General features: G+C 54.0%; 17 protein-coding genes. 6 read left to right on the top strand and 11 right to left on the bottom strand.

The window, feature by feature from the left end; genetic code table 11:
* The first annotated feature begins 1 nt into the window (after position 1).
* The 4 genes from ACPWMG_RS06930 (at position 2) to ACPWMG_RS06915 (ending at position 3,590) form a co-directional block, all read left to right on the top strand.
* A complete protein-coding gene (locus tag ACPWMG_RS06930; RefSeq protein ID WP_483303920.1) occupies positions 2-835 on the top strand; it encodes a hydrolase 2, exosortase A system-associated in 834 nt (277 codons plus the stop codon).
* Entirely contained in the window at positions 832-1,731 is a 900-nt protein-coding gene (locus tag ACPWMG_RS06925) for a hydrolase 1, exosortase A system-associated (protein WP_483303919.1), read from the top strand. The genes ACPWMG_RS06930 and ACPWMG_RS06925 overlap by 4 nt, the downstream gene beginning before the upstream one ends.
* Before the next feature lie 29 nt (positions 1,732-1,760).
* Positions 1,761-2,414, top strand: coding sequence for a tetratricopeptide repeat protein (locus ACPWMG_RS06920; RefSeq protein WP_483303918.1), 654 nt, complete (start codon positions 1,761-1,763; stop codon positions 2,412-2,414).
* Between the two features lie 237 nt (positions 2,415-2,651).
* Complete coding sequence (locus ACPWMG_RS06915) at positions 2,652-3,590, top strand: glycosyltransferase family 2 protein (protein WP_483303917.1); 939 nt, start codon at positions 2,652-2,654, stop codon at positions 3,588-3,590.
* Between the two features lie 52 nt (positions 3,591-3,642).
* Here ACPWMG_RS06915 and ACPWMG_RS06910 read toward each other — a convergent pair whose 3' ends face one another.
* From ACPWMG_RS06910 to ACPWMG_RS06890, 5 genes are all read right to left on the bottom strand, one after another.
* Entirely contained in the window at positions 3,643-4,455 is an 813-nt protein-coding gene (locus ACPWMG_RS06910; RefSeq protein ID WP_483303916.1) for a galactosyl transferase, read from the bottom strand.
* 141 nt (positions 4,456-4,596) lie between these two features.
* Positions 4,597-6,210, bottom strand: coding sequence for a glycosyltransferase 87 family protein (locus tag ACPWMG_RS06905; RefSeq protein WP_483303915.1), 1,614 nt, complete (start codon positions 6,208-6,210; stop codon positions 4,597-4,599).
* Between the two features lie 221 nt (positions 6,211-6,431).
* Complete coding sequence (locus ACPWMG_RS06900; protein WP_483303914.1) at positions 6,432-7,403, bottom strand: polysaccharide pyruvyl transferase family protein; 972 nt, start codon at positions 7,401-7,403, stop codon at positions 6,432-6,434.
* Positions 7,372-8,853, bottom strand: a complete 1,482-nt coding sequence (locus ACPWMG_RS06895; protein WP_483303913.1) for an oligosaccharide flippase family protein — start codon at positions 8,851-8,853, stop codon at positions 7,372-7,374. Before ACPWMG_RS06895 ends, ACPWMG_RS06900 begins: the two co-directional genes overlap by 32 nt.
* Positions 8,854-9,173: 320 nt before the next feature.
* Positions 9,174-10,121, bottom strand: coding sequence for a hypothetical protein (locus tag ACPWMG_RS06890; protein WP_483303912.1), 948 nt, complete (start codon positions 10,119-10,121; stop codon positions 9,174-9,176).
* A 168-nt stretch (positions 10,122-10,289) separates the two neighbouring features.
* Here ACPWMG_RS06890 and ACPWMG_RS06885 point away from each other — a divergent pair, with 168 nt between their 5' ends.
* Together ACPWMG_RS06885 and ACPWMG_RS06880 are read left to right on the top strand one after the other, a co-directional pair.
* Positions 10,290-11,504: a right-handed parallel beta-helix repeat-containing protein gene (locus ACPWMG_RS06885; RefSeq protein WP_483303911.1), complete on the top strand. Its 1,215-nt coding sequence runs from the start codon at positions 10,290-10,292 to the stop codon at positions 11,502-11,504.
* Positions 11,505-11,595: 91 nt separating this feature from the next.
* On the top strand, positions 11,596-13,266 hold the full coding sequence (locus ACPWMG_RS06880; RefSeq protein WP_483303910.1) for an asparagine synthetase B family protein: 1,671 nt from the start codon (positions 11,596-11,598) through the stop codon (positions 13,264-13,266).
* Positions 13,267-13,394: 128 nt separating this feature from the next.
* Here ACPWMG_RS06880 and ACPWMG_RS06875 read toward each other — a convergent pair whose 3' ends face one another.
* The 6 genes from ACPWMG_RS06875 to ACPWMG_RS06850 form a co-directional block, all read right to left on the bottom strand.
* On the bottom strand, positions 13,395-14,720 hold the full coding sequence (locus tag ACPWMG_RS06875; RefSeq protein ID WP_483303909.1) for an MBOAT family O-acyltransferase: 1,326 nt from the start codon (positions 14,718-14,720) through the stop codon (positions 13,395-13,397).
* Positions 14,721-14,809: 89 nt separating this feature from the next.
* Positions 14,810-15,895, bottom strand: a complete 1,086-nt coding sequence (locus tag ACPWMG_RS06870) for an SGNH/GDSL hydrolase family protein (RefSeq protein ID WP_483303908.1) — start codon at positions 15,893-15,895, stop codon at positions 14,810-14,812.
* Between the two features lie 129 nt (positions 15,896-16,024).
* The gene (locus ACPWMG_RS06865; protein ID WP_483303907.1) at positions 16,025-17,005 is read right to left on the bottom strand and encodes a polysaccharide deacetylase family protein; all 981 of its coding nucleotides are present in this window, start codon (positions 17,003-17,005) and stop codon (positions 16,025-16,027) included.
* A gap of 2 nt (positions 17,006-17,007) precedes the next feature.
* Positions 17,008-18,369: a putative O-glycosylation ligase, exosortase A system-associated gene (locus tag ACPWMG_RS06860; protein ID WP_483303906.1), complete on the bottom strand. Its 1,362-nt coding sequence runs from the start codon at positions 18,367-18,369 to the stop codon at positions 17,008-17,010.
* A gap of 12 nt (positions 18,370-18,381) precedes the next feature.
* Positions 18,382-19,734, bottom strand: coding sequence for a phenylacetate--CoA ligase family protein (locus ACPWMG_RS06855; protein WP_483303905.1), 1,353 nt, complete (start codon positions 19,732-19,734; stop codon positions 18,382-18,384).
* 32 nt (positions 19,735-19,766) lie between these two features.
* Positions 19,767-20,795, bottom strand: a complete 1,029-nt coding sequence (locus tag ACPWMG_RS06850) for a glycosyltransferase family 4 protein (RefSeq protein ID WP_483303904.1) — start codon at positions 20,793-20,795, stop codon at positions 19,767-19,769.
* Positions 20,796-20,830 lie beyond the last annotated feature (35 nt).

Genomic DNA, 20,830 nt, shown 5'->3' with positions numbered 1-20,830 from the left:
AGTGCAGCAACCCCAAGTCTTTTTCAGCGACGCAGAACCAGGACAACGGTTCAACATTTTTTATCCTGCGCAAAGCAATACGCCTCGCGGCACCATCGTCTACGTTCACCCCTTCGCCGAAGAGATGAACAAATCACGTCGCATGGCTGCGTTGACCGCTCGCCGATTGGCCCAAGCCGGATTTGCGGTCTTACAAGTCGACTTGCATGGGTGCGGCGATAGCTCCGATGATTTTGGAGAGGCCACCTGGTCCAACTGGGTGCAGGATGTAGTGCAAGCAAGCCAAAGGGCGCTGAGTCTTTCGCCCGCACCGCTCTGGTTATGGGGATTACGCGCCGGCTGCCTGGTTGCCAGTGCAGCAGCACAACAACTTGAGGTTCCTGCCAATTTCATTTTTTGGGCGCCGCCATCTAATGGCAGCTTGTTGCTCCAGCAGTTTCTCCGCTTGAAGCTCGCCGGGGACATGATCAGCGGCGGCGCCAAGGGTGGCATGGAGGCATTAAGAGCACAACTCAGCAGCGGCCAATCCGTAGAAATCGCAGGCTACCAGTTAGCCCCCTTGCTGGCCGATGGTCTAGGGTCGGCGACGCTAGCGGCACCTCGTCAGCCGGGCCATCTGCTGTGGATGGAAGTTTCCAACAAGCCAGATGCAGTAATCTCGCCCGCTGCCAACAAGACCATTACCGCATGGCAAAACGTGGGGGCGACAGTACAAAGCCAGGTGGCGGCAGGCCCCGCGTTTTGGCAAACCACCGAAATTGAGGTGGCTCCCGCTTTGGTAGAAGCTACGTTCACAGCACTTGAGCAGACGGTAATGCCGGAGATGATGGCATGAGCACCTATACCGAAATGGCCCAAACCTTCCACAATGGTGCACACACACTGGTTGGCATCCACAGCACCCCCTCACCGGCTGCCACTGCACCTACAACCGGGATCGTGATCGTTGTGGGAGGACCGCAATACCGGGCAGGAAGCCATCGGCAATTTGTGCTCCTAGCGCGCGCATTGGCCAGCGCAGGGTACCCCGTCTTGCGATTTGACATTGCCGGCATGGGGGACAGTGAAGGCGAGCAACAGAGCTTTGAAACATCCTCTGCGGATATTCGAGCGGCCGTTGACCAACTCCAACGCCACTCCCCCTCTCTCACCCAGATCGTGCTTTGGGGGCTGTGCGATGGGGCCTCGGCGGCGTTGTTATATTTGCAAGAGGGCAAGGACGGTCGGATAGGCGGCTTGTGCTTACTAAACCCCTGGGTACGTTCAGCCGAAAGCCTGGCGCGTACACAGGTCAAACACTACTACCTTGAGCGGCTACAGCAACGCGAGTTTTGGTTAAAGCTGCTGCGCGGCAAAGTAGCGATAGATGCGGCCAAGGGCTTTTGGACTAACCTCAGCGTCGCAACACAAGATAGACAGAAGACCCAAAACAATGCCGTCGCACAAAGCTACCAGCAAAAAATGGCGCTCGCTTGGGAGCAGTTCAAAGGGCAAATTTTGCTGATTCTCAGTGGCAACGACTACACAGCCAAAGAGTTTCTGGAGTACACGCAGACTCACAGCGAATGGGCCACAGCCTTTCAACATCGTCATCTAGAGCGCATAGACTTGGTCGATGCAGACCACACGTTCTCCGATGCACCAGACCGCATTGCAGTGGAAAATCAAACACTCGATTGGTTGCATAAAATCGCTGCAAATGCGCCCGGCGTAGCAAAACTTCAGCAGTGAAGTTCACTCAAAACTGAGGAGTGACCAAAATGATGCAACATATTCGTAATCCGTCGTTGTGGCTTCTGCTTGCTTTGATTGGCGGCAGCGGCGCGGCTCTCGGGCAAACGGCTCAGGGCATTTCGTGTGGCAGTTTGACCAACCATTACGGTCCTTATGACTACCGCACTCAAAAAGGCGGAACCCTGGGCATTGTTGAAGGCGCTCACTTCACCCCGGAAGTTGAAAATCTGATCAAAGGTGCGACAGGCTACCTCGGAGGGGATCTGGCGTACACATTGGGGGCCTTCCCTAATCACCACAGAGCGCTGTTATCGATGGCCAAGTTGGGCGTGAAGGAAAAAACCAACCAACCCAGAGGCGCGAAATACACGGTTGAATGCTATTTTGAGCGTGCCGTGCGCTTTCAACCCAGTGACACCGTTGCGCGGGGCTTGTATGCGCAATACCTGCTACAAAACGGACGCAAGGATGAATCTATTGCGCAACTGGATGTGGCAGCCAATTACGCGAAGGAAAACCCCTTCTCTGTTTTCAACATCGGCTTGTTGTATTTCGACGCCGGCGCATTCGACAAAGCTGTAGTCCAAGCTCAGTTGGCCCAAGAGATGGGTTTTCCGCGAACTGAGTTGATTGACGAACTTAAACGAGTCAACAAATGGCGGGAGTCGCCCGCCAAGTAGTTCTTTCAAAATGCGCAAGTCCTCCGACCTTGCCCAAGATGCCTGGGTGTCGTTGGTGATACAGGATGGTCGCAGACTTTACAGCCCAAGGCGCCGGCAAGATAGGTCGCCAGTCGCAACAATTTGAGTTTTAAGGCGGCACCTCAGTTGCCTTGAAGCAGCGCAATTTCACGCTGTATCGCTTGATCATCCACCACGGATACATAAGTCAACAAGACGGCCACTGATTTTTAACGAATGACAACCACTCAACTTCCACGCATCTCGGTGGTAATCCCTTGCTACAACGCAGAACGGTATATCGCCGCGACCATCGAATCTGCTCTCGTGCAAGACTGGCCTGATCTCGAAGTAGTAGTTGTAGATGACGGGTCTAAAGATGCTTCCGTTCAAATCGTTCGTGAACACTTTCCCCAGGTGCTTTTGGTGCAACAGCCAAACCAGGGGGTTGCCGCAGCCAGAAATACAGGAATCAAGGCTTCCAGCGGTGAATGGATCGCCTTTCTGGATGCCGACGATTTGTGGCTCCCAGGAAAGCTACACAGGCAATGGCAGTCGCTTCAATCGGTTCCCGAAGCCCGAATGGGCTATACCGCCTGGCAAGTTTGGGAAAGCTCCGGCACGACACCAACACCTGCATTCATGACCCAGCTCGCAAGCGACGCACACAATACGGCAAAGTGGCGGGGAGCTACTGGTTGGATCTACCCACAGCTCCTTTTGGACTGCGTGGTGTGGACCTCCACTGTTTTGGTTCAACGAAGCTTACTAGGTGAAATCGGAGGATTCGATCCAACGCTTCGCATTGGCGAAGACTACGATCTTTGGCTGCGTGCATCAAGGCACACGGCCATTGTGAGAGTCGACGCACCGATGGCGATCTACCGCCAACACCCGCAAAGCATCACCAAATCGGTGCCGCAGAAAAACTACCAGGGAGAAGTGATCCAGCGCGCACTTTCTCAATGGGGGTACAAATCACCCGATGGCAGCAAGGCCGACAAAACCGAAGTGGACAGAACACTCGCCAAAAGCTGGAGTGACTTTGGTGGTGCGCACCTGAACACTAAAAATTTCTCGCTGGCCAGGTACGGAGCCCTCGCGGCCATTCGCACCGACTGGCGCTATGCCAGTGGGTGGAAAGTTCTGGCGAAAAGCATTCTGCGCCACGGATAGCCTCGTGCGGCAAGGCCACGGAACATGATCGCCCCTCAAATAGCCGCAACTATTACTCTTGAGCCCCCCCAAAAAACTCCTGTTTTACAGCGCCACTGACCAACCGCAGTCGCATCAAATCTCTTGCAAATTGACGCGGGTTGCGGATCGCTTGCGAGTTTAGAAAAAACATCTTGAGTATGCTGGGAGTCAGGCTGTGGGAGCCACTTTGGCCGACCCTGTAAATCGCACCGCGAAACGGCAAACTCGCTAATGCCCCTCCTCGTTCGGCCATAGACTCAGCTAGGCGATAGTGACTACCCAGCATCGTTTTGATGTAGTCAAGTGTGGCTTCTTCAAAGCTATTTGGTAAACCATAGAGATCCGAGCGGATGATGTGCGACGTTCCGCAAACGCGATTGAAATTATCTAACTGATGCAACAGCGCGCTGCCATCATCCCAAAAATAGCCGCGATCAATCAACCAGCCATTTGCGTTTGATCGCTCTGAGACGAATTGCACGATGCGCGAGCTGATGAAATCGTCGTCGTCCACAAGCATAAAAAATCGACTGTCACGCGCCCGCAGCATTCCCTTTAGCACTCGGCGCCCTTTGTCTAAGCGAACAGCATCGAGAAAGTCCTCTCTGGATTGAGTGCCTTGGTCATGCATGCTGTTGGGCGGAAATTGCACCCACTCCACATCGAAGCGTTCCGGTAGCACCGGTAAATCGGATCCTTCATTCGCGATGATGAGGCCACGCCAGTCCGTATTTGTTTGCGCGGAAATGGAACGCACTGTCTCTGCAAGGTTTGCCTTCGAACGCGCCCAGTCACGCGAATTGGCCGGGTGGCGCACCGGAATCAGAAATGTCAAAGTCGTCACTGGTTCTCTCCTAAAACTTCAAGAAATTGAGTACAAATTTGAGCCTGCGCCCCCAAAAGTCGACTCAATGCTTTTCTTTGCGCACTTTTTAGCGGCAAACCACGCCTGTTGCAGATCACTTGATGCTAGACAACAACGCCCCTACCGCTCATCGCAGCGATAGACCACGAGCGGCCGATTAGGGTATTCCAAACGTTCACGCGTCACCGTCTTGAAGTAGCTGCAGTGGGCCTGAAGGTATTCGTCAAAACCGGGCACATCTGCAGCCCGCGTACTTCCTGGCGCATTGGCAATCCCGTCGACAACCCCGATGTAGCGTGGAGGGGTTTGGGCAAAGTCTTTCCACAACTGCACTAGGTTCTTCGCCTGTATTGCGGCCAAGCGTTGGCCTTTGGCGCTTTCCGGCGGCGGCGGCGTATAGAGTCCAAACTTGGGCATACCAGGCAGAGCCCAGGGAAACAACAGATCAGAGGCTGGGATCAGACCGTTGTCGGTATAAAAGCTAGGCCAAGGCATACCGAGGACATAGCCATATTGACCACTCGCGCCATCGATCCTGATGCGCTCAAAAGCGCTAGCAGGCAGGGAGCCATGACCCGCGTTGTGGTACCAGGCTTGCATAAGCCCGGCGAGCGAGCAGCCACTCAAAATGAGCCCGAGCATCACCGCCTCAGGCCGCCGGACGGAGACCAGGCCGCGCCATAGATCACCAAACGCCACGCCAGCCAGAATCGACAAAAATACCCAAACGGGAATGGCGTGATACTCGAAAAATGTGGGTGAAATCATCGCCACGGCAAGCGTGCATAAACAGGCCCACAGCACCAACCAACGACTGGCGAGCCTCGCGTCGTGATCTTTAGCGACAAGCCACTGATAGACCGTTTGCAGCCCGCCTAAAACAAACAACCAGAAAAGAGGCTCATGCCCGGTTGTGACCAGTTCGTACACGTCCGCAAAACGGATCACATACGCGTAGAAACTTTGCGGCGGGCCTTCAGCATAGACCGATGGGTAAACGAAAAAACTAGCCAAAAAACTTTCAGCCCGGCCTTCCCAAGAAACGCCGGCGAAATACAACAAAAACGGAAAGCAGCCGGCCAAAACAAGGCATCCGGCACTGCGCATCGTGGCCCCCCAGTGAGCACGACCTGTCCACAAAAGCCAGACACAGGAAACACCCAGAAAAATCAAGTTTGTCTGCTTAACCAGCACCGCTAGTCCCAGCAATAGCCCTGCACCGCCCCATCTCCAGTTGTGCAGCGTCCGTCGTGCAGTCATGAGCCAAAAGGCGCCAAGCACCAAAAGCAATCCCACCGACTCAGTCTTTAAAGCCCAGAACTGTGCCTTGGATGCAAGAGCCGCAATCAGCAAAGCCACTGCGCAAACTGCAGCCGCCCAGCCAGCTAGACGCTGCGCCAAGGCAGCAACCGCTCCCAGCATTAACGCCATCACACCAAACGCCGCCAATTTGCCAGCCCAGACGCTATACAGATAGGGGTGAGGCTGCACCAAGTGGTGGATGAGATAAATCAGTGGCGGCTTGTTGTCGTGGCAGCCGGGATTGAACAGTAAACCCGTGACGGCTTGACGGGCCGCGCAAGAGTAGAAGTACAACTCATCAATCTGCAACTCCACGGCACTAAACGGGCCAAGTTCAAAGTAGACCAGATACCCAAATGTCAGGAGGCTGAAACCCAACGTGGCCAGCAGCGTGAAGAGTGGCAACTGTCTGGCGATGACACGTGAAAACAACGGGGAAGTCCGCAACAAACTATGCACTCCTCATCGTGGCGGCGCCCGGGGGTGGACCGATGTCACCACGTCTTTTCACATCGCACCACCCAAATCCCAAGCAACGTTGCACTAACCGCCCACGAGAGGAACAGACTAAGCCGTGAGTAATTAGCGAAAGCCTTACCACGACGAGACAGCACGAACAATGCCAGCCCTTCTACTCTCTTGATGTTCTGAAATTACTTCACTTTTTGCATGTCTTTCAGCCGCTCTAGCCGCTCCAAAAGGGCATCAAGCTTCAGCGCATGCAAGTCATCGCGTGAAAGTGTGGGCGCCACGAGTGCTGCGCGGCGCAATGCGTCAACTGCACTCTGCACAGTACGGGCCGAACTTTTTCTAGGCGGTGGGGGGGTCCAATTTTCGCTGAAGAGTCCGGCACTTTGCATCGTTCGCTTGAGGCTGGACTTCACTCGACTGAAAGGCGATGCATCTCCGTCGCCAGACCAAACAGAAGGAAGCGATACCGGCTGATAGTTGATGTCCATCGAAGCACACCAGTCTTGCCATTTAAACGATGAGATGTAGGAGTAGGCCGACGCGGCAATCCAAGGCACCCGCATGGCATCGGAAAATATCGCCCCGTGCATCGCTTCGGTTACGACATATTCACACTGCCCAATTTCTTGCATGACCCGATCCACAGACCAGCGTGGATCGATAAAGTGCAAACCGGCTTCCCTGGCAATAAAATCCCAATCTGCGGCAGCAACACTATCACAATGAGGTATATAGCCAACTCTATTTTTTAAAGGCTTGACAATATCTCTTGTGAATGGATGAATGAGCAATGCTGGATCCGTAATAGCTAACTCTGCAGGAAGGCTGAGCGCTTCAGCTGTTTTTGGGCCTCTCACACACAAAAATGTCCATGTGGGATCAATTGCAGGCAGGCTGCCATAGCCAAATCCGGAACCAAACACAATAGTACTCTTAGCTTTAGGAATTCGATGATTTAAAAGCGTTCCAATACCGATTAACAGATTCAAACTATTCGGGTCAAAAAAATTATCACCTAGAAGCTTCGGCCATAGCCACGCGTTCAAGTCATCCCCAAAATTGCCCTCTGATGATTGAAAGTAATAGAGTTTCATTTTTTCAACTTTTCTTTGAAATTTTTCTTTAAGTATCAGATTTTTTTTCTTGCATTCCAAGAAAATTACTGGCCTTTTTTGTCATATTGATAAACTCGAAACGCACGGGATGACGTAGCCAGAATATGCCGAAAATCCAACTTAAGACGCCCAAGCCACCGGAAACAACAAGTAGAACAAATGGCGATATGATTTGAACGCTATGCAAACTCAGTAGAGCGAGCGCCGGCAAGATCAAAGTAACAGGCACCAAAAAGTAGCATATGCGAATGCCTCGCCAGAGGACACCGGCCTCGACACCGATTTTTTCTCGCAGAGCACGCATAAATAAAACCGCTTCGAGAAAATACACAATCGCCAGTAACGCCACTACCGCCTCCAATGAGATGAAGATCGACGTAAAAAGAATAATCACCTTGGCAGTGACCAGTGCCAGATGACAACGCATCAACGTCGCCACGTGACCGCTCGCGACCAATACAAGTGGCGCCAACCGAACAGGACCGGTCATCATGGCAAACGCGCACAACATGGAGGCCAAAGGGGCAGATCGCCCCCATTGGGCACCGAACATAAAGTTGATCAAAGGATCAGACAGAAGCGCGAGAAGCCCAAGTACCGGCAACACCAATGCCAAAAAGGAAGAACTGTACTGAACATAAAGTTCGCTGAGATTTCGCCCATCTCGGTGGCCTTTGGCAAAGAGTGGCACGATCACGCTTTGCACAACACCACTCAACTCGTTCAGTGCCATGGATAAAAGCCCATTGGCACGACTGAAGTACGCCACGTCAGAAAAGCCCTTGGTCCGCCCGAGAATCAAATCAGGCGCGGCTATACCTATTTCCGCTGAGAACGAGGCAACACTCGAATGGGTACCGAACTTTAGAACCTCTCGTAAACCTGAAAGCGTTGGCCAATCCAATGCACCTCGGGGAGATATGATGATCAACGCCAGAAATGCGACGGTATTTCCCGCAATGGCGCCGAGCGCCATACTTTTATAGCTCATTCCAAACCAGGCAGCGCCTACGGTGACAATCGCTGCAGCCACGTTGTTGGAAATATCCGCGACTGCTAACTTCGAAAATTGCATTTCCCTTTGCAACTGAGAGCGTAATGGTGTAGCGAATGGGAGAATTAAAAAATTAATCGCCAACAACCCCATCACCTGCTCAATACCAGGCTCCTCATAAAATTTCGCGATGAAAAGGCGAAAAATATAAAGAGCTCCGGCAATTGACCAAGAAATCATCAAGGTCACCGTAAAAGCCGCGCGTCGCCTTTCTCTTGTGATCGTAGTGGCTTGGATGAGATATTGCCCCACACCAAACTCACGCAAAACGTGCGCAAATCCGATAAAAGCAGCGGACACCGAGAAGATTCCAATCTCATGCGGGGATAGCAGCCGCGAGACAAGCACCATCGTTGGCAAACCCAACCCGAAGGCGATCAGCTTCGTGATGGTCACAATTCCCAGAGAGCGTCGAACGGATGGCGCAGAAGACATTAGAGATGTTGCACTTTAAAAAGATATCAGACTAAATACCGAGCCAATAAATTATTATTACAAATTAACTCGACAAGGCGCTGAAATTTTAATTTTCTTCAGATTTATTTCAAAAAATCATTTGAAATCCATGAAGTTTTCATTAAATTCGTTAAAAATAGAAGTATAGCCCAGCTCAATTAATTATTTAAATTAACTCTTTCGCTGTGTAGCCAGAGAAGATAAAAAAAGCATAGATTGGCAAGAATGTGCCGTTATCGGAAGTAAAAACAACGCTCACCGCGCGTAGGTACGTTCCGCAGTCAACGCCACATCAGCCGTCAGGCTGTTATACGCTCCGGTACGATGTCCTCGGCGGGCCATACATCTGTCGAAGCCTGCAGTCTCTGCAGCGCTCGTCGGACCCGCAAGCTGGTGCGCATCAATTTGGTGGCCTCTTCTGGGCAGCGCTCTACCCACCGAAGTACCAGTGCTGCACCGGTCACGGGCATCTCTTCAGGTGGAAACTGCCGAACAGCGAGATGGTCCCGCACGGCCTGGTTTTCCAGTTGGCCTTGAGCTTGCCGGTCCCGCCTTTTGTAAGTGGCCCATAGATCATCCCAGCGCCACCATTTTTTGGGGGTGGTTTGCCACGTCGCGTCTGGCGCGAGGGCAATGAACCGAAGAGGGCTCCAATCGTTTTGCGCCGGATTCAAACCGAAGCTAAGCATCGCGCCGACGGTGCTATCGGTGCGGTACACACCGAGGGGGAGACGAATGTTGCGCTGGCGCATAGCCAACAGCGCACGATCTCGGATGCAACAGAGGTTTCCATGCATGCCCCCAAGGGCCAGCATTTCTTGGCGAAGCTTCTGGCTATTGCGTCCTTCCGACGGAAGCCCGCTACCCGCTAGCGCGTCTGGATGCGTGTGCATCGCATGGCATAAATTGGTAATGGCATCTGGTGCCAATGACACGTACCCATCGACATAGAAAGCCAATGCCGCACCATTCCAAATCCGATGAATATGCTGGTTCCAAGCATTCGCCTTGTCTCCACGAGAGATGTGCCAAACACGGACGAGATCTTGTGCAGCTTCCCCACTGGGACGAAAAACCTGTGCAGTATGGTCTGCCAACAAGCGGTTGCCATTGACGAGCACATCGACGCATGAACCCTGCCCTGCCGCCTTTAGAGTGGTCGCAATGGTTTTCACCAACGCTTCAGGCGTTTCGCGAGCAGCAAAAATGGCGACGTTAACTGCGGAGGTGCTAAGTGTCGAATTCAAAAACGCCCTTACATAAAAGAAAAAGAGTATGCAAGATCAAACGATTTTCTTGAAGAATGCCCCCGCCAACCAAGCCAAATATTACCGAGCCACTCAAAAGCCTTTAACGTCTTGTGCAGGCTCGGCCAATAGCGAAGTAATTTGTCTCAAAAATGCTATGGCGCAATAGTGCTCTTTTTAGCAATCTTCTTCTACCTTTACGCCATGCACTTTTTGTTGCTTCCAGCGTCAGCACGACTGGTTTTGCTCGTCGCGTTCTGCAACCTGTTACTGCTCAGTCACGGCGCCCTGAACGCTGCGACGCTCTACATCAGCGCCAAAGACGCACCAAGCAAGCTGCGTGAAATCGTCGCGTCGGCAAAGGATGGCGATGTAGTGGAGCTAGCCTCTGGGCAGTACCTCAATTGGCCGTTGGTGATTGAAGACAAACGCATCACTATCAGAGGGAAAGGCGCACGCCCAGTGCTTGTGTCCACTGGCGTCACGGCAGAAAGCAAAGCGCTGTGGGTTGTGCGTGGCGGTCAGGTCGTGGTGGAAAACCTCGAGTTTCGCGGTGTACGTGTGCCCGACGGCAACGGCGCCGGCATTCGGTTCGAATCGGGGCAACTGACCGTGAAGCGTTGCGCATTCCAAGATAATGAAATGGGACTGCTTACAGGTAACAACCCCGACACGACACTAGAGGTGCATGATAGTGAGTTCAGTTCCTCTCCGCGTTTTCAAGGGCGCGCACTACACCATCAGTTGTATGTGGGCACCATAGCCTCGCTCAAAGTCACAGGCAGCCGTTTTCAGCAAGGATTCCAAGGGCATCTGCTCAAATCACGCGCACGGGAAAATCGCATCTTCTACAACATGCTAGTGGACAGCGCCGACGGCGAGGCCTCGTATGAGTTGGAGTTTCCCAACGGTGGACTGGCCTATGTCGTGGGCAACATCATTGGTCAGAGTCTTACGACCGCGAATCCAGCACTGATCTCGTACGGTGCTGAGGGCCCGCGCTGGCCGCAAAATGGCTTGTACTTAGCGCACAACACGCTGCTGAATCCTTTGAGCAACGGCATTCTGGTGCAAAGCTGGCAGCAAAAGTTCTCGCCCACGTACGAAGAGTGGCTCGTGAATAATTTGGTTATAGGACATGGAAGCTTACCCACCCCTCTGGCTGGCCGCGCACAAGGCAACTATCATACGGACCGCTCGCTGGAAGCGGCAGATGATCTGAATGCGTTGTTGGCCATAGCCCGCGCCGTTTCTGCATTTGCCAGTGCCGATGCAGGCACCGCCCACCAACAAAGCCTGGCGCCCACAGCAGAGTTTCATCTGCCAGTCGGCACCAAGGCATTGACGGTCAACCGTCAACGCTTGGCAGGCGCCCTGCAGTAGCCGATGGCTTATGCGTTCAAGTGTCGATTCCGATCCACAGATTTAAATCGTCGTCCATTCCACAGACCTACCTACTGACCCGCCACACCTCATGTCCACGCAACGCCCCTCACTGGCCCTCGGCTCACCACGCTTTCCCGGCGCAGAAACCACCGCGATCGCCCAAGACCAAGGACTTGTGGCCGCATGGGCCCAGTTTGGTGTGGCAGTTGATGCCAAAAAGCTGTCTGATGTCCAAGGTGACTTTGCGCTTGGTTTGCAGCTACCAGACGGTGGCGTACTGCTGGCGGTTGACCGCTTTGCGATTCAAACGCTGTGCTATTGCGAAACCGCAGAGGGTTTACGGTTCGCCCATCGCGCTGACGAACTCGCTGGCTTTAGCCAAGGCGTTGATCCTCAAGCCATCTTCGACTATTTGTACTTTCACTGCATCCCTTCCCCGCGCACGATTTTCAAGGGCGTGTTTCGCCTGCCACCTGGCCACTATGCGCTGTGGCAAAACGGCAAACTGACCGTTGCGCCTTACTGGAAGCCGAAGTTCAAAGAATCAGAGAACGCGTCGTTCGACACGCTGCGCGATGAGTTTCGCAGCCTGCTCCTCGATGCCGCCCGCGAGCAACTCGATGGCAGCAAGCCCGCATGCTTCTTGAGCGGCGGCACCGACAGCTCAACCGTGGCCGGCATGGCGGGTTTGGCTGCAGGCCACCCTGTGGCGAGCTACTCCATTGGATTTGAAGCCCAAGGCTACGACGAAATGGCATTTGCACGCATCGCAGCCAAACAGTTCAAGACTGAGCACCACGAGTACTACGTGACGCCTGCTGACCTAGTGCAAAGCATTCCCATGGTGGCGGCCCATTTCGACCAACCATTTGGCAACTCATCTGCGGTGCCTTCGTACTACTGCGCCAAGATGGCAAGAGAAGACGGCGTAACCAAATTGCTGGCAGGTGACGGCGGCGATGAACTCTTTGGCGGCAACAGCCGCTACGCCAAACAACGTGTTTTTGGTTGGTACCAGTTGCTGCCAGGCCCACTGCGTACCTACGCCATGGAACCATTGCTGAACACCGCTGCCGCAGGTAAATTGCCCGTGGTGCGTAAAGCCTCCAGCTATGTCGAACAGGCCAGTGTGCCCATGCCCGACCGGTTGCAGATGTACAACCTAGTGATGCGCCTGGGTGTAGATGACGTGCTCACCCCGGCTTTTTTGCAACAGATTGACCAGGGCCAACCGCTGCGATGGCAACAAAGCGTTTGGCGCACCACGCCACCAGCCAGCGCCGTCAACGAAGAGCTGGCTTTCGACTGGCGCTTCACTCTAGCGGAGAGCGACCTTCCTAAAGTGATGGGCGCCACCAGTCTCGCTGGCGTGAAGGTTGGCTTTCCTCTGCTGGACGATCGCTTGCTGCATTTCTCGATGAACCTGCCCACTAGCTACAAACTCAAGGGGTTGAAGCTTCGCTGGTTCTTTAAAGAGGCCCTACGCGGTTTTCTGCCGGATGACATCATCACCAAGAAAAAGCAAGGCTTTGGCTTGCCGTTTGGCGTATGGGCCAACAGTGACAAAGCACTGAACGCCCTGGCCACAGAGTCCGTACACGGCCTAGTAGAGCGTGGCATAGTGCGCCGCGCCTTTGTTGACACATTGTTAAACCAACGGCTGCAAGAACACCCGGGCTACTTTGGTGAAATGGTGTGGATCTTGATGATGCTGGAGCAGTGGCTGCGCCGTCACGCACCGCAGTACAAGCTGGTCTAAGCCGACAAAAATATCGTCGCGTTGATAAGCAAACGGGCTCCTAAATTTGGAGCCCGCTGTGCTTTTACAGAGCGTGCAAGAGGCCATTTCCACTTAGAAAATTAAAGTTCTTTAGCCATTTTCCCTGTTCAAAACTGGAAATAAACAAACGCTGGCTTGCCCGTAGCCAACGCCATCAAACCATACACTGTCAAGCTGATCACGCCCCCCTGCAGCCAGACGGGCAACACGCGGAAGCGATTCAAGACGCCTCCAGCCCAACGCTGCGGTACGTAATGCAGAACCACGCTGGCCAACAGCGTTATCACCGCCATAAAGCTCAATGGGGTATTGGTTTGAGAAAACTTGAACAGATCCTCATAGTAGGCGGCGGCGACAGACAAATCATTCGCTCTGAAGAGCACCCGCGACAGCGCGACAATGTGAAAAGTCAGCACGACGCGCCACACCCATCCCCAGCCTTGCTCAGGAAGCGTCACCAGCCCCATGCGCTCACGACGATTGCGCCGCCATCGCTCAAAACACACCACCAAGCCATGGGTGAACCCGTAAACGATGAAGTTCCAACCGTCGTCGTGCCAGAACCCAATGGCGACGAACGTCACCATCAAATTGAAATAAACGTTGCCGTGTTTGGAGCCACCCAAGCCGAAGAACAGGTAATCGCGGAAAAAGCTCGACATCGAGATGTGCCAGCGCTGCCAAAAGTTGGACACGGAATTTGCCAAGTAGGGGCGGTTGAAGTTCTCGATCAAATCGAAGCCCAGCATCTTGGCCATGCCACGCGCAATATCGGTATAGCCCGAGAAATCCATGTAAATCTGAAAGCTATAGCCGTAAGCCGCCAGCAGTAGAAACCACGGCGAAAACTGGCTTGGATCAGCAAACGCTGGGTTGACCAAGTGTGCAGCGAGTACATCGGCGAGTGCGATTTTTTTGATGAAGCCGCGCAGCATCAGAGCCAGGCCAATCTCGGCTTGATCAGCCTCAATTTTTCGCTCGGAAGTCAACTGGGGAAGGAACTGCCGCGCTCGTGTGATGGGACCGGCCAGCAGGGTGGGGAAAAAGGCCACAAACAGGGCAAAATCACGTGGGCTGCGGCACGGCTGCTCGATGCCGCGGTACACGTCCAGCACGTACGAAAGGCTCTGAAACGTAAAGAACGAAATGCCGATCGGCAGCACAATGTTGAGCGTCGCGACATCAGGATGGATACCGATCAATCCCAGCAGCTCGACCGCACTCGCCACAAAGAAATCAAGGTACTTGAAGTAGGCCAACACGCCCAGGCAAATCGTCAACGCCCCGACCAGCCAAAACTTGCGCTCACGGGCAGATGTGGCGCCGGCGATACAACTCCCGGCAACGTAATTCACCGCCGTCACCAACAGGATCAAGCCTGCAAAACGCCAGTCCCAGCACATGTAGAAGTAATAACTGGCCACCAACAACATGTTTTTGCGCGCGCTAAACCGGTCTCGCAATGCGAGGTTGAACGTCAACACGGCCAAGAAGAAAACGAAAAAGTGCAGCGACTGAAAATTCATGGGGCAGGCTTGACTTTCAATAGATCGGCCTGCAACAGAAAGTCGACCAATGCATTCGCGGCCAAATGCTCACCGTCTTCGGTGAAATGGCTCGAATCGGCAAAGTAGCGCGTGCCCCCTGGAATCAAATTTTGCAGATCCACTACAGGCACTTGCGCTTTCGCCGCTGCAGCTTGGATGGCTGCGTTGTGCCGTTCGTACAAGACATGCAGATTTTCAAGATCAAAACAGTCGTTGTAGAACCGCGCGGTTTCTGAAAGCTGTTGCTGTGCCTCCAGCGGCTGGTCGCGCCGATAACTACGCGCGTTGGTCGCCAACACCATCTGGATTCCCCTGCGCTGGCCGCTTTCAATGAGGCGATGCAGGTTTGCTACATAAGTCTTGATATCCAGTACGCTGGCATCCACCAGCCCCCGTTGTGGAACAGCCAACTCACGCAACGCTCCGGTGTTCTTGATCAATAACTCGGAAGACAACAACCAACTGGGCATCTGCAGCATGGGCAAGCCCTGCGGGACAAACTCCGCCCGAGCTTTATCTTTGCGGCAGTAGCTGGCAAAGTCATTAAAACCTGGATAAACGATTACTAAATCAGGGTGCAGCGGCGCTACACGCCGCGTCAGCATGCGTCGCTGTTCCGGCAGGCCATAACCTACGATACCGGCGTTGATGACCTCCACTTTGCGCGTGGGAAACAACTCGCTCAGCCGAGCATTCATCATGGCAGGAAAAGTCTTGCTGTTGTCTGCTGCATAGGCCCCCATGACTGTCGAAGCCCCAATTACCGCGATACGCAAGCTGCCGGGCTCACGGGGCGCATGGACCTCCGGGCTGCGCAAACCCAGCGAATTACTGCGAATGATCTTTTCACTACCGGGAAAAACCGTACTCGGGCGCAACAAAAGCAGTCCCGTCGCGGGGTCGGTCTCATACATGGTTTGCGCTGCAAATGCATTGAAAACGCTTTGGCCGTAACGCCATTGCGAGCGCAACTGCGTCGCCAACTCTGCCAGTAGCAAAAAGACCACAGCGCAAAGTATGGCGAGAAATACCCGGCGATAAGGATTCGGATGCAAATGCATGTTGTCTAACGGCGGAACTCTGCAACCCACAACGGATTGCTTTCAACAAGCCGACGAACCAAAACGCTTGAAGCAATATGAATTGCTTCTCGTCTCTGGCATCAAGACAGATGCCATTCAAACCCAAATTTAAGGAATCGAGGCGAGTGACGGCTGTTTTTTGAACATATTCATGCCCAAGCGTAACCCGAATTTAAAGCGAAAACGATCCCACGGCGTAAAACGCGGAATTTGGAACAAGTCCGACTCTGCGTTCCCCACGCCCCAGGCGGTCGACACAGCCGCTTTAAAGCCCAGCGACTTCACCACCTCTACGCTGACCGCACTGTAATCTTCATCCGGCTTCCCGTTGGGGTAGGCAAACAGAGTTACCGGAGCGTGGATCACATTTTCGAGTTGCTCTTTGCCCTGACCAATTTCGCGCCGCATACCATCGCGGTCAAGCTTGGCGAGGATGGGATGCGACACCGTATGCGCGCCAATTTGCATTCCCGCCTCATACAGATTGCGGACCTGAGCGGAGGTCATCATCAAGTCCTGCGGCAATGTGACTGCGCAGTAGCGCGCTAGTCCAGCCACGGCCGCATCGCGTTCGTGCAAAGGAAGATATTTGATATGCGCCAGAATTCGGTAGATAGCACTGCGCTTTTCGTCCCAGTCGCCAAGCGGCAAAGGTTCTGTCAAACCGTCGATCACTTGCGCAAGCTGCAGCACGGGGCGTTCGGTACGTCTGATCGATTCGATCACGCCGTCATTCCACATCCGCCCACCGTCAAGAAAACCCGTGGCAATAAAAAAAGTTGCCGAAAGGCCATGCTCTTTGAGGATGGGAAGCGCCACATCATGGTTGTCGGCATAGCCATCATCAAACGTGATAGCGCAAGCACGCGCAGGCAACGTGCCAGCGGCCAGCTTGTCTAACGCCTTGTCCAAAGGCAAGACATTGCACCAGTCTTTGAGCCAACGGCACATATCGCTGAACTGTGTCGCATCCACCTCTCCTGGAAACAAGGGGTCCAGTTCCGCATGCACGCGGTGAAAGATCAGCGTTGACAGCTTGCCCTTCGTTCCCGCAGGTGAAGCGACATGAAACAAGGTTCGAAAAAGCATGCTCAGACCTTCACTGCGGAACGTGGGCGGCGCTTCCCACTTAGCGCTGCGGGAATACTGCTTTCGGGGAGATGAGCCCACATGCCAGGAATACTTCTCCAAGTGTAGGCTTCGACCGGCTCGCGCTCCCATGCTTTGCTGGTCATCCACACACGCGCCAGCACCACCAAGACCATGATGTTGTAGGGCAAGTCGAAGTACGCCAAGCTGAGGAAAGCACCACCCACCGCATACCCCACCAGAGACACCTGGCACATCGTGCCCAGATCCGAGCACCACATGGTTTCTGGCCGCGCCGCACCGTGTTTACGCAACCAGCCGGCCCATTGGAAAGTCACCAGACAGAAGCTCAAGAATATAAACAAGCCAATGAACCCATGGTTGCCCAGCATCTGAAAGTAAATGCTGTGTGCCGCTGGTGTACCAATTTCGGGATAAGGCGAGTATTGGGCAAACAATTCAGGACGCGCCGCATTGAATCCGACACCAGAGGGGTAGTGAAACGCCAAATTCCACGCGTTCCACCACGCACTGAACCGCCCAAGCGCCGACGCATCGTCGTCGTATTCCTGAATCGTATTCATCCGGGCCGTCCATGCATCAGGCATGAGCGCCACCAACGGGATGACAGCCAAGGCCATCACAATGCCAACGCCGAGTTTGTTTTTACCGCGCCACCACATCATCGCCCCCATGGCAGACACCGCCAGCAATGCGCCGCGCGAGTAGCTGCCGAGAGCGCTGGCCGCACAGAGGACGATCATTCCCATGAGCAGCAGCTTTCCTTTTTTGTTTTTGATCTGAAGCTGAAGAAAGCGTAGCAACGGAATGGTCATGATCAATGCGAGGGCAAATTCATTGTTGTCCTCGATAAAGGAACCCGGCGGCCCCCACACACGGTTACCACCGCCTTGCAGGATCGTGAAAATCCCCCCTTTTGCCCCCAGCACCGCCAGCGACAACGTTGCCGTCCAAGCTAACGCAATAATGTGCTTTTTGCTATGCAACAACGCCAATCCCACGAGGATCAGCACGTCGATTTTCATCACCTTCTTCCACTGCTCATAGTCGCCGGAAGGGTCGATACCCAGAGCCCATGAAATCGTGATCCATGTCATGAGTACGGCGAGCAGCGTCACCGGTGTGCCTTTAAAAGGCGACTCCTTGTCTTTGGTCACCAGCAGGCCAATCAGAATCGCCGCAACCGTCATCGCGGCCAGTGGCGCACTGTATGCCGGACCAAAGGTGTAGCGATGGGGGTTCATCAAGCTGAGCCACGTCCACTGCATGATCCCGACCCACGGATACCTGAAAGACGCCACAACGCCCATCAAAACCAGGCCGATGATAATAATATCGCGCATAACTTGGACCTCTTAGCGACTGACCGCGTGGCTCACGATGTAGCGGAACTTGCCCGATTTTTCAGCGGCAATGCTGTCCACAATGCCCACCTGAATCTCCACGTCGTCGCCTAGTCGGCGCTGAAACCCTGAACGGATTTCGTTCACAGCATTTGGTGCAAACTGCGCGTCGGTCACCAGTAGAACACGCGTTAAAAGACGCGACTCCTGAATCACTTTGAACGACTGCACGCCAGTCAAGTCACGCAGAATATAGATCAGCGACAGGCCATGCAATATCGTGCCGTTCGAAGCCACGACAAAGTCCGTACTGCGGCCCTGAATTTCCTGCAACAGCGGCAATGTTCTACCGCATGCACAGGTGCCTTTACCGAGAACACCAATATCTCCGGTGCGGTACCTAACGAAAGGGAAATCGTTGGTCGACAAATGGGTCACCACAATCTCGCCAGCGACACCGGCAGGCTGAGGCTCCCCTGCTTCATTGATGATTTCTACAATGATGTCGTCAGCCGTGATATGCATGCTGCCAGATGGGCATTCATGGGCGATAAAGCCCGCATCCCGTCCACCATAGCCATTCGCCACTGGGCAGCCAAACGTTGAGCTGATGGTGGCCCGCTGATCGTCATAAAGACGCTCGGAGGTCACAAATGCTACTTTGATGCCGAGATCATCCATCGCCACTCCGCGCTTCAATGCGTGCCGGGCAATCAGACTCAACGCAGATGGATAACCGAACAACATTCGCGGACGAACTCGGCGAATCGAAGCGACGAAACTGTCCAGCTTCTCTTCTGACATTTCAAATGCGGGCAACAGCTCGGTGCGCATCAAACGGTCGCGAATGAACTTGATCCGATCTTGCGTTCCCAATTCGATAGGTGAGCCCCACACCACCATCTCAGGATCACCAATATCGACTCCCCACCAGCGGGTCGCACGCCACTTGGCAGCAACGTCATGGCTCACTCTTTTTCTGCCAATGAAGAAAATCAGCGGTTCGCCAGATGAACCACCAGTGTTGAAGCGAGCGAGGCCTTTCGCTTGCGGGTGCTTCAGTGCGTCGGTGTTTGCTTTGATGACGGCCTTGGTCAAAAAAGGCAACTTAGTCAAATCGTGCTCGCTGGCAATACTCGCCGGATCAAACCCCAACTTCGCAAACAAGTCTCTGTAGTAGGGCACCGAATTGCCGATATCCATCAACAGTTCGCGAAGGCGTTGCACACGGAACTGCTCCAGTCGTTGGGCGGGCCACCACTGAGCATCCTCCATCTGCCGCCGCACGGCGACACTGGTGTGATGTTTGAACCGCTCCTGCAAAGGAAACAGCACCTTAGAAACGAGCGAGGTGTACAAATTCATGATCTATTTTTAAAGCGGCCAAGACCTGTCTCTCACCGATTAGATTGCCCTTGTGCCTGCCGATAGAGTTGCCCCAATACTGGGGCAACATTCGCCCATGTATAGCGTTGCACTTGAGCCAGCCCGGCTTGCTGTAAAGACGTCCACAATGGCTCGTCCTGCAACAAACGCAATGCGGCCGATGACAACGCCACCGGATCCGCCGGAGGCACAAGCAATGCCGTCTTGCCATCCTCCACTAGGTAGGGAACCCCCCCCACATTTGTGCTGACCACGGGCACGCCGCTGGCCATCGCCTCTAAAACAGAATTTGGCATGTTGTCAGCCAAGCTTGGGTTCAACATGATGTCAGCTTCACGAAACAACCGAGCCATGGCATCGCGGTCCAGGCGTCCGGTAAATGTCACGCAGTCGTTCATGCCCAACTCTTTGACTAAGGCTTGTAAATGAGCCGCTTCTGGCCCGCTACCTGCCAAGGTCAGACGCGCATGAGGCAAGACTTTTTGGACCTGTTGAAAGGCACGAATTGCGGAGGTGTTGTCGTACAGAGGCTCCAAATTTCTGGCCACAATCACATGTGCAGACCTTCTTTCACGGGCTCCGCGCGGGCTAAAGCGCGTCAGGTCAATGATGTTGGGGAGCACTGCCGCAGTCATCCCGTAACGACCAAACACCGCTTGCAGAAATCCCGAGGGCACAGCCAACACAGCCACCCGTGACATGGAACATTGCACAACCCGTTGAGCCTTTTGAAGGAATTCAGCGGCCTCGCCTCCTCTGTAATTCACAAGCACTGGCACACGCCGCAGCCAAGCGATCCAAATGGCGGGTGCTGCAAACAGGTGCCACGACCAGCCAGAGTTAGCCATGATGTGAAACACATCCACGCGTCCGGCCGTACACCATAGCTTCCACAAGTAAGGCAACAACCGAAAACCTGCCCGCACAACAGGCAGGCGCCCAATCCATCTGGCGGGATAAGGCGCATTGGTCTGAACAAAAGTGACGGTTTGACAAACCGGATCCAGCAACTCCGCAAGCTGCCGCGCTTGGTTGGCCATGCCACCGGCCGGCGGCGGCAAAGGCCCTACGAGCC

The sequence above is a fragment of the Hydrophilobacter chitinilyticus genome (genome assembly GCF_049860745.1).
GTDB lineage: Bacteria > Pseudomonadota > Gammaproteobacteria > Burkholderiales > Burkholderiaceae_C > Rhodoferax_B.
The sequence above is the reverse complement of the archived record's forward strand: the minus strand, read 5'-3'. Positions and strand labels throughout refer to the sequence as shown.